Source organism: Mucilaginibacter sp. BGA-UO-ETr-C110, from assembly GCF_059567985.1.
This window is the reverse complement of the sequence record NZ_JCAQPB010000002.1, coordinates 1991706-2007478: the sequence shown is the minus strand read 5'-3', so window position 1 is coordinate 2007478 and position 15773 is coordinate 1991706. Positions and strand designations below refer to the sequence as shown.

Sequence of the window (15773 nt, the reverse complement as noted above, 5' to 3'; positions counted from 1 at the left end):
GTAAACATTATGCTGGTATTCGGAACGCAGATCCACATCGTCACTTTTATATTTATATTACTGGAAACGGGGATGTTCATCTTCCAGTTTTTTTATTATTTATTCCGCCCGGAGGATAAAATTCGTTTATGGTATTTTATATTATTATCCCTGCTTTTATTCTATAATATTACCGGCGGATTATTTCCCGATCCGAAAATTGATATGGCCATCACTACCCAGAATATTATCGCGTATGGCAGCGGCTTTCTGATGGCATCTTATTTTCCGTTTTATTTTTATAAAGCATTTAACCTTCGTTCTCTTCGATGGCATGCCCTATACGGTGTGCCCTTGTTCCTGATGTTACCCTACCTGTTATTTTTCGTCATTATCTACGCATTAAATAAAAATCTTAATGTAGATATTAAATTAGGGGTGGTGGTACCTTTCCTTTATTCCATGATTTTATTGTGGGTCATATTAAGGGCGATACATGAACATTATAAAATAAGCAGTGACCGGAAAACTTTAATCGAGGAGATCGCAGTTTACGGTGCGGTTTCACCCTGGGCGGCTATGACCGTTTTTTCCTGGTTCCAGGTCAGCCAATTAACGGAGGTCTTATGTACTAATTTTGGATTCATCGTGATCACGATCATATATATCCTGAATGCAATCAGGAGAACAAGAGAAGAATACGCAGATTTAGTGACATTGAGATCGTACGGCCAGGAGCGCTCTACTTTTTTTGAGGCGAATTGTATTGCTTACGGATTGACCAAAAGAGAAATAGAAATTGTGCAATTCATACATAAAGGATTAAAGAATAAAGCGATCGCAGATAACCTGAATATTTCGGCAGGTACCGTTAAAAAGCACGTCGAAAATCTATTTCATAAAACCCATGCCAGCTCCCGGGTTGAACTGATCCACAAGCTGATTTTCGCACCGGAATCTTAAAAAATCCTATTTATTTATGGAAAATATGCCTAAAGACGTATTTAAATAGGACAAAATACGTATTGTTTAAGCAGTGTGGTAGCTGCAATTTTGCCTTGTGGTTAACTATTAATTAATAAATATAATATTAAGCTTATAGCCACGACAATAAATGAAGTTATCAACAAGAAGAGGCAGGGCATTAAACCTAAGTATGATGATTCAGCGAATAGATAACAGGCTCCGTATTCGATTAAGGCGAAGGATATTTACTGCATTCTCACCAAAAGAATGTGGTGAATCCTTGTCAGTGCCTCCGAATAATACTTTTTTAAATAAATAAGATGGACATGACAGCACCGGATTATCCGAAATCAAGCTGTTAGTGCCAGCAACCAATTATACGTGAGAAGATGTCAAAAGCACCTGAAACTTTTAAGTTTTTGCAAGGCTGTTTATTGATTGTTAATCTTTTCCGGTGCAATATGTAAAAAAGGAATATTAACAGGGTCGAACCCCTACGGCCTAAATGAGACGGGAACATATGAGGGATGAAAAAGGATATCCATTTTCATGGATGGATGAGGTGGTGGAAATTACACTTCAACCAGGTGCGGTCAGTGAACAATCAATTAATTATCCGCAGCAAGATCTTTCTGTACAATTCCGATTGGAAACCAGGCGAATCTTTGCAACGTTAAAAAGTTCGACATTTGGATTGTTTTCGAAACGGAAAGTTCGGATCGTCGCTGACCGGTATCTACACGCCGTCCAGCTGTTGCTTGACCAGGCGCATATCAATGAAGCAGGTTACGCTATAAATAACCCTTATCGGCCAATTATCCGGGAGATTATCGTATGCCTGGAAGAATTGAAGGAGCAGATTCAAAAGCGATATGGAACCTTGTTGTCTAAATCGGAAAATACAGGCCTACCAGGTATTACATCCCCACCAATATTTAAAATGCTTTGCCGGTTAACTGTCGATCAATTGGGTATTATCTTGCGGGCAGCGGATGACACCAAAGTTATCGTAGCCAAATCTATCAGTATGATCTTTAAAACGGTCGTTCCTTATTTATCCACGGAAAACAAAAAAGACATTTCATGGGACAGCATGCGCAGCAATTCCTATCATCCGGAGGAAAACGATAAACAAATAGCGATCGAGGCCCTGGAGAAATTGATTAGTAAGATCAGGGGCTACAAATGATTCCCCAATAGCAATTGCGATCTAAAAATAAACCGCCGGTACCATATACCTCTGGCGATAGGTAGGGACTGGGGGGCTGACCATACCATTTAATTACTGATATTTCCGTCAGTTCAAGCCCGTTTGCAATACTGCTTAACATTGTCAGTACCCCGAATACCTGCCTGATCGTAGTTGATACCCAGGTTAAATCAACACAAAAGATATTGTTATTTTTGTGATCATGACAGACCTGAATGAATACGAATGCGAGATGCTTGACACCATGCTGGAAGCCTTTGGTATTCCGGACAGCCTGACGCGTCTGCAATTGCTTGAACTTTTCGATCAGGATGAGTCTACGGCTTTTGCCATGGTGCAGGCCTTAACCCGAGAAGGATTAGTGGCCGAATCTGGAAAGCATGGTGATTTTGAGTTACCCGAGAAACTTATATTAAAACTCAAAGGTGAAAAGTTTCTGAGGGAAGGCGGCTTCACCAGGCGCTATCAGACAGAGCAACAGAGACCGATCGTTGTCGGAGGGACACTCGCCAAATTGCAACAACAGAATATGCGTTTGCAAAATCTAAAACTGGCTCATGAGACTGATATCAGTAATCTTCAACAAAAGGTGAACAATTTGCTCAAGCGTCAATATATCTGGTTGGCGTTGATTATCCTGGCGCTGCTCATGGGTTACTTTTTGGGCTTCTCTTTCGGACATTAAGTCAAAGTATTGTTATCATTTCCCTCCGATACTTTTTACCGGCCTCTCGAAGCAGAGGTTGTTTTTTGCCCATTCGTTGCCTTGACGATTGAATACTCTCTTGCTACAACATCCCGCAAAAATGATTCGCCGGTATTGAAATCTTGATATAAGAAAATTATTGATTTTTTGTAGTTGATTATCAATTGGATACAAGGATACAAAATGGATACAATCCAAAGTTGGACTTGTACAGTGATGCAGTTCTAGGTTCCTTTGTATCGTCAAACACGCTAGACATCAAGAAGGAATATAAAAACAGATTAATGTATTAAAAATAAAAGCATCATGTTAAAACAACTATCCTGGGCCAGCTATTGGGAGGCCGTTATCATCATATTAATTATCTACTATGTCTATATCGGCATACGCTTTTATGCTATAGACGTCCTGCAATTGTGGAATCGTTTTTTAACGCAAACAGGCATGTTTCCAAAACCCGCAAACCCGCTTTTATACGATGCAGGAATTGCAGATACAGGGCCAGCCACCCTTAGTGCCGAGTTTCCCGATAATCACTATCCCGAGGATATGCGCGAAGCAGACCAGCTGATCGCCGGTTTAAAAAATTGTATTTCGGATGCATCTGGCAAAGCCTATTATCCGGATGCTTTAAAAACACAAATTAAGGCACTTTTTCAAACGCATCATTCGATCAAAAACTCGCCGCATCGTCCTGCAATCGTGGAGATGGTGGTCTCGGAATGTGAACTTACCGGCACTGCCGTGCTGACGGAAGAAGAGGTAGATCAGTGGTGGAGCAGTTAGCATGGCTTGCGATTCCCGGTCCGGTTCCCGCCGCTTTGGTGGGAACCACCACCCGGGAGTTTAGCTAAACACGCGATTATTTAATAACGGTACACCGGTAATTGAAAAACGAATACCTGGTGATGTGACCATGTTAAGGCTGTTGCCTGGCATGGGCTGGAAAACTATTGCTCAATTTTTAACCAAAAGAAGAAAGCTTTTGGAGAGCATTCATAAAATATAAAGAAAAGATCAGTGAAGATGGAAAAGTGGAAAGGGAAATTTAAAAGGAAGGCCTGGCTGGGAGAGAAGTATATCCCGATGCTGGTGATCATGAACCTATTTTATATAATCATAAACTTCGCGGTTTATGCTCAGGACGGGAACGCCGGTATTAACGAAGCCAACACGCAGGTACGTAGCTATTTTCAATCCGGCACCAGTCTGATGTATGCAATCGGTGCTTTACTCGCCCTGATCGGTGCCGTTAAGGTGTATTCCAAGTGGAATGCGGGTGACCAGGATACTTCCAAAGTTGCTGCCGCCTGGTTTGGCTCCTGTATTTTTCTGGTCGTGGTGGCCACTATTATTAAATCATTTTTTGGGTTATAATATGAAAGAGCAATTGATCAATAAGCTGTACAGCTACCTGGTTCAAAATCATCTGGACCTGTTGATTTCCTTACAGGAAGATCACCGGCTGAATCATTACCTCGAATACAAGGTTGGTTCAGTGACCGAATTGTATGAAGGCCTCCTCGCTGAGAACCGGCCTGTCTATGTCATCGAGGCACTGTGTATGGAGGAACTGACAAGGGACCTGCGGCCATCGCGCTTCGAATATATGCGGGCCCTACTGGAAGAAGAATTTGAAGCTGAATTTCGGCGCATGAGTGATCAGGGTATACTCACCTATGAGATCATCAACCTGATCGGTGCTTGTGAACCCATTTTCGAAGTATTTCAGTTTGGCGAGGAGAGCGAAGATAGCCGGGAATTAAAGTATGCGATCATGGGCATGATCGAAGAGTACTTGAGTCGATAAGTAAATAAGTGTAGAAAGATTAGTGCGGAACAATGGCTTACCATCAGTTTGAAAAATTAAGGAATAATATCGCGGCGATCAAGGTGGCGATAGCCTACCGGAACGGGGAACCGCTTCAGGAAGGCGACCAGGCCGTACTTGCGCAATACGCTGGTTTCGGTGGCATTAAAGCCATATTATTCCCGGCCGGTGATCAGCAGCAATGGATAGAAATGCATGCGTCCCAGGCAGACCTGCGTTTATATCCATCGATCATGGAGCTTCACGAATTGCTTCGGGATCAATTAACAGCGTTGGAATATAAAGAAACGTTGGATTTATTAAAAAACAGCATTCTAACCGCTTATTATACACCAGCAATCATTCCACAGACAATATACAGCGTTTTAATTGAATGTGGATACCATCCCCAACGGGTGTACGAGCCCAGCAGCGGTGCGGGAATATTTGTTACGGAAGCCGTTTCAGTTTTTCCCGAACTTCAACAGGTTACCGCCATAGAAAAAGATAAATTAACCGGAATGGTGCTGACGGCCCTGGGAGCTACGCTTCCGATCCCCGTGCAGGTTCAGATCCGTGGTTTGGAGGAAACGTCATCATCAGAGAACGGACAATCAGATTTATTGGTCAGCAATATGCCCTTTGGTGATTTTCAGGTCTTTGACCCTGAATTTCCAAGTAAATTAATTAGCGGTAGGATCCACAATTACTTTTTTGCCAAAGGTTTAGATAAACTGGCCGAGGGAGGATTGATGGCTTACATCACTACCCAGGCGTTTCTTAACAGTGGTGAAAACCGGCTGGCCAGGGAGTACCTTTTTTATCATGCCAACCTGATCAGTGTGGTAGTGATGCCCGATAACCTTATGAAGGATACTGGAAATACAGAAGCACCAAGCCATTTACTGCTTGTCCAAAAAGACACCGGCAAAGAACGTTTGTCACATGAGGAAGAACAACTGATTGAAACTATTGAGCGCCGGAATGAATTCGGTACTTACAGCTATAATGCCTATTTGGATAAACATCCCGAATTAATCTGCGGAGATGAGATCAAACCAGGTAAAAATCAATATGGCCAGGCCCATGAAATGGTATGGCAAAACGATGAAATCGACGGTATCAAAACCAAACTGACCGAGATTCTGAAATTTGCACTTACCATGCGGGGGAATCGGTTAGCCTTTCAACAAGGCCAATTGAAGTTGATCAATTCGGCCGCCGTTCACCGAAAGACATTTACTTATCAAGACTTGCCGGAATCGCCTGAGGTGGTACAGACTGTACAATTGGGCTTGTTCGATAATACTCCTGCCGATAAGGGTAACCGTGCGTTGGCCTATCTCCGGGAACACGATGACCGGGTGATCAAAAGGCAAACTGCGCGGATTATCAGCAGGGTCAGTACAACAGAGCGACCTGAGCATGAAAGTATTATTTTGCTGGCCGCGCAAAATGAATCCCAAAGCCGCTACCTATATAAACTGATCAGTAACGTCCAGGAGATCGCGGCATTTCCATTCTGGATTACCGGGACGCAATTAAGCGGCCGTTTGAAGATATTATCGGAGCAGCTAAAAGAATATGATCAGGACTATCTCTATTTCGGGGACGAAAGTCTTAAAAACGCATTCGCCCTATTGCAAAACCCGGTTCAATATTATCGCGATTTAAAAGTATTCCACCGGGAGGGAAGCCTGGTCAGCCTTCAGGGAACGATCGGGACGATCTCCGCGCCGGACCTCAGCCACGTGCGTGCGGCATTCCAAGCGCAGGAAGACCAGACGAACCCAGCTTTTTATGAACAATACCTGGTTATCCGAGATCGCTATCTCGAACTCCATGAAAAAGAGACGGGTCAGCAAATTGCATTTCCGACAATCCGGGAAGCGCTGAATCAAGCGTATGGAAGATTTGTTCTGCAATACGGAGAACTCAACCGCCCGCTCAACAGAAAACTGATCCTGGCAGACCATCTGGACGGCTTTAAAGTATTGTCCTCCCTGGAAAGAAAAGAAGGCAACACCTATCTGCCTGCCGATATTTTGAACGGACCGGTCTTTCCGCAACAGGAAAAATACAGGACCGATGACCCGGTATCTGCATTGGCAAGGGGACTGAATGATACCGGCAAAGTTGACCTGGCATTTATCGCCTCTGCAACTGGGCTGACATCGGATGAAGTGATCATTAGCCTGCGAAAGCATATTTATCTTAACCCGGAAAACCGCATTTGGGAGACCGTGGATAATTATTTGTCCGGGAACGTAGTTGAAAAGCTGACTATGGCAGAACGACAAGCTGCTGCCTTGCCGGATGATTTGCAAATACAACGCAGTTTGGATGCAATCCGCGAAGTGCAGCCTGAGGTCATTCCATTTGAACTGTTGGATTTTAATCTGGGTGAACGTTGGTTCCCGATGGCTTACTATGAACGTTTTGCCACAGATTTTTTTGAACTACCGGTTCAGATCACTTATATGAAATCGAGCGACAGCTTTAAGGTAGGCATGAAGGGAAGTAACCTGAAGGTGGTCAAGGAGTACGCCGTCAGTCCGAAAGGGAGCCATACCACCTATGCCTACACCTTGCTGGAACATGCGCTGGTGAACACCACACCTTATTTTAGCTATGAGGTATCGCTCGGTGCCGGGCAAACTAAACGTTACCCGGACAATGAAGCTATACAGCTGGCTCATCAAAAGATAGAAAGTATCCGCAACGGATTTGTAAACTGGCTAAATGAGCTGCCAGACACCGAAAGGAAATTCCTGGAAAAACTGTATAATCAAACTTTCAACTGTTACGTGTTGCGGGAATACAACGGCGATCACCTGACCTTTCCAGGTTTGGATAAACAGGCTTTAGGTATAGAAGATCTGTATATCTCCCAAAAGAACGCCGCCTGGCGTATCATGCAGAACCGGGGAGCGTTGATCGATCACGAGGTGGGTCTGGGGAAAACCCTGACAATGATCGTGGCGGCACAGGAAATGAAACGACTGGGCATCGTTCATAAACCGATGATTTTGGCCTTAAAGGCGAATGTAAACCAGATCGCCGAAACCTACCGAAAAGCGTATCCGAACGCGCGTATCCTGGCCCCGGCCGAAGATGATTTCGTGCCCGCTAAAAGGCTCCGGTTGTTTCATGAGATCAAAAACAACAACTGGGACTGTATCATCCTCACCCATGACCAGTTTGGCAAGATCCCGCAATCACCGGAAATCCAACGACAGATATTCCAAACTGAACTGGACAACACGGAACTTGATCTGCAAACACTAAAAGCAGAAGGAGGGGAGATCTCCCGGCGCATGCTGAAAGGCCTGGAGATCCGCAAAACCAATTTACAAGGGAAATTGAAAAGCCTGTTGTATGAAATAGAACACAAGCAGGACAAGGGTATTAATTTCAAGGAAATGGATGTCGATCACCTGTTCGTGGATGAATCGCATAAATTCAAGAACCTGACTTTTACAACACGCCATGACCGGGTAGCGGGCTTGGGAAATATGGAAGGCAGTCAAAAGGCGTTGAATATGCTGTTTGCTGTCCGCACCTTACAGGAAAGATTTGACAGTGACCTTTGTGTCACCTTCCTGAGCGGTACACCCATTTCCAATAGCCTCACAGAAATGTATCTTATTTTCAAATACCTGCGGCCCAAAGAAATGGAACGCCAAGCAGTTTCGAATTTCGACGGTTGGGCGGCTGTGTTCGCGAAAAAGACAACAGATTTCGAATTCTCGGTCACCAATGAGATCATTGCCAAAGAGCGGTTTCGCCATTTTATTAAAGTTCCGGAACTGGCGCTTTTTTATAACGAGATCACGGACTACAAGACGGCCAGACATATCAACCTGGATAAACCGGAATTGGAAGAGCAACTGGTCAATATCAGGCCTACGCCGGAACAAAGTGAATTTATCAGGAACCTGATGACGTTCGCTAAAAACGGAGATGCTACCTTGATTGGCCGGGCACCACTGACGGGCGATGAAGACAAGGGGAGGATGCTGATCGCGACGAACTACGCCAAAAAGATGGCGGCTGATATGCGCCTGATCGATAGTGCAAAATATGAAGACCACCCTGACTTTAAAGTGAATGTTTGCGCCAGGAAACTTGCCGAATTATACCGGGACAGCCAGATTCATCGCGGGACACAGATTGTTTTTTGTGATATCGGAACACCGAAGCCTGGTGTATTTAATATCTATGACGCGCTGAAGGATAAATTAATAGAGGACATGAACATTCCGGCGGGTCACATCACTTTTATCCATGACTGGACCGATAAGCAAAAGCCGGAGTTGTTCAGGAAAATGAACCGTGGCGAAATTCGAATACTCATTGGCAGCACAGAAAAAGCGGGGACAGGACTGAATGTGCAGGAAAAAGTGATCGCCATGCACCATTTGGATATTCCTTGGAAGCCCAGCGAGCTCGAACAAAGAAACGGTAGGGGAGCACGCCAGGGAAATAAACTGGCCAAATCCGACTACGGCAATAAAGTACAGAACTTTATTTATGCAGTTGAACAATCGCTGGATAATTACAAGTTCAATCTGCTTAAGAACAAACAAACCTTTATCAGCCAAATGAAGAACTGCGCTTTACATGTACGCTCCATTGACGAAGGGTCCATGGATGAAAAAAGCGGTATGAACTTCTCAGAATACATTGCCATTCTTTCCGGGGATACCTCCTTACTGGAAAAGACCAAGCTGGAGAAAAAGATTGCGGTTATGGAAAGTTTAAAGGCCGCCCATTTCAGGGAGATCGCCCGGTCCCGTAACGAGTTGAAAAATTTACATGACGGGAAGGAACGTTCGGCTCAAATGCGGGACAGGTTAATGAACGACCACGCTGTGTACCGACGTCACCTGAAGTTCGATAAAAATGGCAATAAACTGAATATTATTGACCTGGGCGGTTTGAAAACTGGTAAAACAGACGAGATCGGCGCGCACCTGATCAGGTTGTATAAAACCTGGAAACCAACTGACGGGCATACCGGGAAAACTAAAATTGGGACCCAGTATGGATTTGACCTTTTTATCCGGCGTGAAAAGGAAATGGTTGAGCACAAAGGTAAAATCATTGCTGTGTATCATAACTCGCTTTTTGCGGAAAGGTCTGAAACAGGTATCAAATATGACTATGCCTCAGGAATTCCCAATATCGATAGTGAAAAGTTGGCGGCCCGGTATTTCCTGCATGCGATTGATAAGGTAGATGGATTGGTTGAAAAATATCAAAAACAAATACAGGAAGCAGATGAGCTTATCCCCAAACTCGAAACATTAATTGCTAAACCTTTTGAAAAAGAACCGGAATTACAGCAAATGAAAGGTTCACTGAGCAGCCTCGAAAGGGAGATTGCTATCAGCATTCAGAAAAAGCAGGAACTACAAGATGAACAATTGCGGGCGAGCCGGGATATGAATAACCCATCCGAGGCATCGTCGTTAGATGCGGTCATTGTCCAAATGAATGCGCCGGAGACCGCGGTTGATACCAGGTCAGTAAAAGTTGTTAACGGTATGGATAGGGAACCCGCGGAGGCACGTGAACGTGTCGAATTAAAGAAGAGTAAGGGGTTAAGTATATAGAGAGCAATACGGTTTATTATGAATACGAAAATAACAGGCAATGAAATACAGCATTTACACCATTAACAAAGGAATTAATAGGAGTATCGAGTTCCGTGGATTGAAAGCGCAATATATATGGTATTTCGGCGGAATGGTGATCCTGTTGATGATTGTTTTTGCACTGCTGTATATATTGGGTGTTGGGGCTATCATAGGAATGACCATCATAGGCCCAGGCGGTGTTTTGATCAGCATAAAAATTTTTGCGATGAGCCGGAGATTTGGGGAACATGGCTTAATGAAGGCGATAGCGAGGCGGCAAATACCACTCGTATTGAAATCGTTTAGTCGGAAAATATTTCAACATATAGGTAGATAAGGAGAGAAAGCAGATGAAAAATTTGAGACAGGTGCCCATTTATACCATTGAAGGGACCAGTTTTCTGGTTGATATTGAACAGCAGGTATTGCGGCAAACGAACGATCTGAATACAGAGATATCCTTTTTGGATGATATGAAGGATATGAGAACCCATTATGAACTGGCCCATGACAAGGTAAGCCACCTTCAGGAAAATGCAGTCTCCGGGAACTGGATCAAAATTCCACAGATGGTTGAGCTTGACCCAGAAGGTATGGCCGCTAAATACGGATTTACCATAGAACAAATCAAAGGGAAAACAGATTTCGAAGTTATCGTAAATCAGGAAGCTCTGGACCGGCGAATGGCCGGTGCACTACCCATGATCAATATTGCCGGGGAGTTATTTGTCATCGATCTGCGTTTGCAAGAGCTGCGTCATGCTCATAATTTTCATCCGGTTATCAGCCTGAGATCATTTGATTTAACACACGACGGATGGAAATATGAAGCCTATTACCATCCCGTTTTAAGGCAGGTAGTAGACATTGATCCCGGTTTGACAGAATTTCCGGACAGCGTGGTCAAGATTCAGTTGCCCAACGAGATAGGCCTTGACCCGGTAGGAACCGCGCGAATTTATGGTATCGAGGAACAAGCCTTATTGCGCCGGTACCCAATTCAGCCAAATCTTAAAGCGGAAATTATTCCTCTCAGTGAAACAAACGTTCCGAGGCTTATCCAGCAGAACCGCAAAAAGTTACAGCTGGAGCATGAAGAAAACGCGAGGCGAATACGGCCAAGACAGCGGCCGCATTTTTAGACCTCATCCTGGACCTTTCCATCTCAATAGCTATCGGGAGAGAGAGGTTATGAGAAGAGTTGAGGTAGGATGTAATATGATTGAAGAAGGATAAGTGAAAATGGAAAAGGAGTTGAAGGATTTACTACCGATTATGGGTGTCGAACATGATTGTATCTTGTCCAAATTGGGCGAAATTACTTTGGTTTATAAGGCGGAGCTGCCCGAGGTATTTACCTTATCAGATGATGATTATGAACAATTGCACCAGGCCTGGGTAAAAGCCATTAAGGTATTACCCAAAGACAGTGTATTACACAAGCAGGACTGGTTCCTGAAAAAGCAATATAGTGTTGAGGCCAATACTGAAAATAAAGGGTTTTTAACGGAAAGCAGCGAACGGTATTTTACCGGAAGGCCATTCCTGCAACATGAATGTTATATCCAGCTGATAAAAAAACCGGCAGGCAGACGGTCTGGTAGTTCCGTTTTTTCGAATTTGCTGCGACCATCGCTGGTACCGGAGGAAACCCTAAAACCCGCTGCCCTACGAGATTTCCTCGATTTGGCAGGACAGTTTAAACGATTGCTGGAAGATAGCCGGCTGATCAAACTGACCCAATTGAAAAACAGCGATTTGCAAAGCCATCCCGGAAAGCCAGGATTGATAGAACGCTATTGCTTTCTTCCAGAAAAGGAGTCGCAGGTTGCTTATAATGACATTCAGTTCATACCCGATATCCGTATTGGAGATCAACATGTGGCCATTTACACATTGGGAGACGCTGAAGATCTACCGTCCTTATGTGGATCGAGGATCAATTATGACCAGTATTCGACTGACAAGACCAAATTTCCGGTCAGTTTTGCAGCGGGATTGGGGCTACTCTTACCCTGTAATCATATTTACAACCAGTACATTTTTATTGGTGACGGGCAGGCCATGCTTAAGCAGCTGGAAAAAAAGCGGCTCAGGCTGCAATCGCTTTCGGCTTACTCTCGTGAGAATGCGATTTCACTGGAAGCCACCAATAATTTTTTAAATGAGGCGATCAGCCAGCAGCGACTTCCGGTCAAAGCGCATTTTAACGTAATGATCTGGTCGGATCATCAGGAAGAGCTAAAAGGTATGAAAAACCAGGTGGCGTCTGCTATGGCTTCTATGGATGCAGCTGCTAAACGGGAAACAGTGGGTGCCCCGCAGATCTGGTGGGCCGGTATCCCGGGAAACGGCGGCGATTTTCCGGCAAATGACAGCTTTGATACTTTCGCCGAACAAGCCTGTTGCTTCCTGAACCTGGAGAGTAATTATAAAAGCGTCGCACCCAACGAGGGCATCCGTTTTTGTGACCGTTCCGGAAAACCGGTATATGTGGATCTTTTTGACGGGCCACGGAAGGAAGGGATCTCTTCCAATATGGGGGTGCTTTGCTGCGGAACTTCCGGTGGCGGTAAATCGATGACGATCAACCATATTCTTCGTTCTCTGTATGATCAGGGGGCGCATTGCGTCACCGTCGATATTGGTGGCAGCTATAAAGGACTATGCGGGCTTGTCGGCGGCTATTACTTCACCTATGAAGAAACTAATCCAATTCAATTTAACCCGTTCTACCTGGGCAAAGGTGATGTACTCGACACTGAAAAAAAGGAAAGTTTAAAAGCGTTACTGGTTTCCTTATGGAAAGGAGAAAACGAAACGTTTAACAGGGCTGAATATGTGGCGCTATCCAATGCCGTGCAGGGCTATTACGAACAATTGGCGCGGAATAACCGCTTATTCCCCGGCTTCAATTCGTTTTACGATTACCTGGAAACCGAATACCGGAAAGTGCTGGAAAGCCATCAGGTCAAGGAACGGGACTTTGATATGGATAACTTCCTGTATGTGCTGAGGCCGTACTATAAAGGTGGTGAATTTGATTTTCTGCTGAACGCAACTGAAAACCTTGAACTGCTCAGTCAGCCCTTTGTAGTCTTTGAGCTGGACCAGATTAAGGACCATCCCATTCTTTTCCCGGTATGCACGCTCATCATAACCGAGCTGTTCATTTCTAAGATGCGCAAGTTACCAGGAGTACGCAAAGTGTTGACAATAGATGAAGCCTGGAAGGCCATAGCCAAAAGCGGTATGGCTGAGTTCCTGCGCTATGCATTTAAAACGATCCGAAAATTCAACGGCATCCCCATCGTGAGTACACAAGAGCTCGATGATCTGATCAACTCACCGGTGATCAAAGACGCCATCATCAACAACGCAGATATCAAAATATTAATGGATATGCGCAAGTTCCAGGGTAAGATAGAAAAGCTACAGGATGTACTGGGTATGTCTGAAAAGGGCAAAACCATTTTGCTATCGGTGAACAAGGATAACCGGGAGATCTTTATTGACATCGGGGGGCAAGTCATCAAAGTATACAAAAACGAGTTGTGTCCGGAAGAATATTATGCTTACACCACCGAGGGCAGGGAACGGGTCGAAATACTGGAGCTCGCCGCCAAACATGGCAGTGTACAAAGGGGGATTGAAGCAATGGTCGCTGCAACAAAAAACAGAGGTTAAATATTGAGAAATAATATCATGAGCAAGAAAAACTTGATCTGTCGGTTCAGGCAGGCGTTAAAAATGGCATTAGCATATTGTGAGGCACATGCATCCAGTCAAAAAGCGATGAAAAAGGAATATGCTAACGAGCGGCACGACGAAAAGCTGGGGGACCATTTTCTTACTAAAATCACTATTAAAAAGCAAGGGAATATGTACCAGGTTACCCAGCAATTCTATGTCAATGGGTGGCTTAGGGATCAAAATAATTGGATTGCCACTTATGGCTGGCATTCCAACGGTCACCTGATGGCTATTGGAAGTAGTCGATACTTGATTTTTGATCCCACTGAAAAATTACTGTACCTGGAGGAATGGATCGACGACGAAAAGACGATGAGTATCTATTATCAAAATAAATAGGACCATGAAAAAAAGATGGATGATAACTAGTCTGCTGGTATGTTGCCTTTTGATACAGGTCAGACCTGCTCAGGCACAAATTCCCATTGTGGGGTTATTTGGTTCCGCGATCAAGAAGATTATTACTGCCATAGACCTGAAAGTTCAAAAGTTACAGAACCAGACCATTGCCTTGCAAAATGCAGCGCGACAATTGGAGAACAACCTTTCCCTGGGTAAACTTCAGGACATATCCGGCTGGTTGGATAAAGAGAAAAATTTATACCGATCCTACTACCAGGAACTGGTGCAGGTAAAAAGCATCGTCGCTGATTTTGCGGAAGTGAAGAATATCATTAGCCGACAAAAACAATTACTGGTAGAATATCAACATGCCTATTCGCTTTTTCGGCAGGACAAACATTTCTCCCCGGATGAAATCGCTTATATGGAAAATATCTATGATGGAATTGTGCAGGAAAGTATCCGCAACCTGGATGAGGTACTCCTGGCGGCAAGCAACCTGGGCACGCAAATGGATGATGCCGAGCGTATGCAACAGGTTCGTCAGGCATCGCAGGCGATGCAAACAAACCTCGATCACCTTCGGCAGTTCAATCAGCAAAATGCCACGATCAGTCTGGTGAGGGCCACTGATGAACAAGACCGGCTTTCGGTAAGGCAGCTATATGGTCTGCCCTAAACTATGATTAAACAAACGAAAGGAAACGCCTATGAAAACGATGCTAATTACTTTTCTTTTCACCAGCCTGACCATCGCTCAAGCGAATGCCCAGCTTTTTGGCCAGCAAGGTAAAAAAACAAAACTAATGATGGAACAGATCGCTGATCTGGAGATCTATTTACATATACTCAAATCCGGGTATCAAATCGCCGGAAAAGGGTTGCAAACCGCGCATGAGCTAAAGAATGGTTCATATGGTCTGCATACTGCCTATTTCCATTCCCTAAAGGAAGTTAATCCTGTTATAGCGGCTGATCCCACAGGAAAAGCGGTCTACGATTTACAGGAGCAGATAGTGGACATGTTTAGCAGGGAAATAGCCTGGCAACAGGAGAAAAAGTTGTTAACCCGGGAAGAGTATACCCATTTACAAAGCGTTTACACCAACTTGTTGGATGAAAGCCAGGAAGATTTGGATGCCGTCATACAGATGTTAACACCTGGTAAGTTACAGTTTAGTGACCAGCAAAGAATCGAAAGGTTGAGGCAGTTATATCTCCGGATGAAAAACAGGCGCTCGTTTGCCGGGCATTTTACGACCGAATGCCATAACCTGGCCTTGCAAAGGCAACAGACCCAAGAGGAAAAACGGCGGATACGGGAGGTATACGATATCAATTGAACACAAGAGAAAGGAGAGGAAG

At 44.4% G+C, this 15773-nt stretch carries 13 protein-coding genes; all 13 read left to right on the top strand.

What is annotated here, in order from left to right:
- Positions 1–9 precede the first annotated feature (9 nt).
- The 13 genes from AC57BQ_RS09395 to AC57BQ_RS09335 all read left to right on the top strand — a co-directional run bounded on the left by AC57BQ_RS09395 (position 10) and on the right by AC57BQ_RS09335 (position 15751).
- Positions 10–942, top strand: coding sequence for a response regulator transcription factor (locus AC57BQ_RS09395; protein WP_496406019.1), 933 nt, complete (start codon positions 10–12; stop codon positions 940–942).
- 523 nt (positions 943–1465) lie between these two features.
- Positions 1466–2134, top strand: coding sequence for a hypothetical protein (locus AC57BQ_RS09390; RefSeq protein ID WP_496406018.1), 669 nt, complete (start codon positions 1466–1468; stop codon positions 2132–2134).
- Between the two features lie 223 nt (positions 2135–2357).
- Positions 2358–2840 (top strand): hypothetical protein, encoded by a 483-nt coding sequence (locus AC57BQ_RS09385; protein ID WP_496406017.1) that lies wholly within the window; start codon positions 2358–2360, stop codon positions 2838–2840.
- Between the two features lie 327 nt (positions 2841–3167).
- Positions 3168–3647 (top strand): hypothetical protein, encoded by a 480-nt coding sequence (locus AC57BQ_RS09380; RefSeq protein ID WP_496406016.1) that lies wholly within the window; start codon positions 3168–3170, stop codon positions 3645–3647.
- Between the two features lie 300 nt (positions 3648–3947).
- Positions 3948–4238, top strand: a complete 291-nt coding sequence (locus AC57BQ_RS09375) for a DUF4134 domain-containing protein (protein ID WP_496409465.1) — start codon at positions 3948–3950, stop codon at positions 4236–4238.
- 1 nt (position 4239) lies between these two features.
- Positions 4240–4671, top strand: a complete 432-nt coding sequence (locus AC57BQ_RS09370) for a DUF1896 family protein (protein WP_496406015.1) — start codon at positions 4240–4242, stop codon at positions 4669–4671.
- 32 nt (positions 4672–4703) lie between these two features.
- Positions 4704–10289 carry a helicase-like domain-containing protein gene (locus AC57BQ_RS09365; protein ID WP_496406014.1) on the top strand — a complete coding sequence of 1862 codons (5586 nt, stop codon included), beginning with the start codon at positions 4704–4706 and terminating at the stop codon, positions 10287–10289.
- Positions 10290–10329: 40 nt separating this feature from the next.
- The gene (locus AC57BQ_RS09360; protein WP_496406013.1) at positions 10330–10650 is read left to right on the top strand and encodes a DUF4133 domain-containing protein; all 321 of its coding nucleotides are present in this window, start codon (positions 10330–10332) and stop codon (positions 10648–10650) included.
- A 13-nt stretch (positions 10651–10663) separates the two neighbouring features.
- Entirely contained in the window at positions 10664–11455 is a 792-nt protein-coding gene (locus tag AC57BQ_RS09355) for a hypothetical protein (RefSeq protein WP_496406012.1), read from the top strand.
- A gap of 100 nt (positions 11456–11555) precedes the next feature.
- Positions 11556–14000, top strand: a complete 2445-nt coding sequence (locus AC57BQ_RS09350) for a TraG family conjugative transposon ATPase (protein WP_496406011.1) — start codon at positions 11556–11558, stop codon at positions 13998–14000.
- Between the two features lie 18 nt (positions 14001–14018).
- Positions 14019–14405: a hypothetical protein gene (locus AC57BQ_RS09345; RefSeq protein ID WP_496406010.1), complete on the top strand. Its 387-nt coding sequence runs from the start codon at positions 14019–14021 to the stop codon at positions 14403–14405.
- Positions 14406–14409: 4 nt separating this feature from the next.
- Positions 14410–15087 (top strand): conjugal transfer protein TraI, encoded by a 678-nt coding sequence (locus AC57BQ_RS09340; RefSeq protein ID WP_496406009.1) that lies wholly within the window; start codon positions 14410–14412, stop codon positions 15085–15087.
- Positions 15088–15118: 31 nt separating this feature from the next.
- Positions 15119–15751 (top strand): hypothetical protein, encoded by a 633-nt coding sequence (locus AC57BQ_RS09335; protein ID WP_496406008.1) that lies wholly within the window; start codon positions 15119–15121, stop codon positions 15749–15751.
- The last annotated feature ends 22 nt before the right edge of the window (positions 15752–15773 follow it).

Excerpts from the sequence above, each read along its gene's own strand:
- AC57BQ_RS09395 (WP_496406019.1), top strand. The coding sequence starts at position 10 with ATGCTGGTATTCGGAACGCAGATCCACATCGTCACTTTTATATTTATA.
- AC57BQ_RS09390 (WP_496406018.1), top strand. The coding sequence starts at position 1,466 with ATGAGGGATGAAAAAGGATATCCATTTTCATGGATGGATGAGGTGGTG.
- AC57BQ_RS09385 (WP_496406017.1), top strand. The coding sequence starts at position 2,358 with ATGACAGACCTGAATGAATACGAATGCGAGATGCTTGACACCATGCTG.
- AC57BQ_RS09380 (WP_496406016.1), top strand. The coding sequence starts at position 3,168 with ATGTTAAAACAACTATCCTGGGCCAGCTATTGGGAGGCCGTTATCATC.
- AC57BQ_RS09375 (WP_496409465.1), top strand. The coding sequence starts at position 3,948 with ATGCTGGTGATCATGAACCTATTTTATATAATCATAAACTTCGCGGTT.
- AC57BQ_RS09370 (WP_496406015.1), top strand. The coding sequence starts at position 4,240 with ATGAAAGAGCAATTGATCAATAAGCTGTACAGCTACCTGGTTCAAAAT.
- AC57BQ_RS09365 (WP_496406014.1), top strand. The coding sequence starts at position 4,704 with ATGGCTTACCATCAGTTTGAAAAATTAAGGAATAATATCGCGGCGATC.
- AC57BQ_RS09360 (WP_496406013.1), top strand. The coding sequence starts at position 10,330 with ATGAAATACAGCATTTACACCATTAACAAAGGAATTAATAGGAGTATC.
- AC57BQ_RS09355 (WP_496406012.1), top strand. The coding sequence starts at position 10,664 with ATGAAAAATTTGAGACAGGTGCCCATTTATACCATTGAAGGGACCAGT.
- AC57BQ_RS09350 (WP_496406011.1), top strand. The coding sequence starts at position 11,556 with ATGGAAAAGGAGTTGAAGGATTTACTACCGATTATGGGTGTCGAACAT.
- AC57BQ_RS09345 (WP_496406010.1), top strand. The coding sequence starts at position 14,019 with ATGAGCAAGAAAAACTTGATCTGTCGGTTCAGGCAGGCGTTAAAAATG.
- AC57BQ_RS09340 (WP_496406009.1), top strand. The coding sequence starts at position 14,410 with ATGAAAAAAAGATGGATGATAACTAGTCTGCTGGTATGTTGCCTTTTG.
- AC57BQ_RS09335 (WP_496406008.1), top strand. The coding sequence starts at position 15,119 with ATGAAAACGATGCTAATTACTTTTCTTTTCACCAGCCTGACCATCGCT.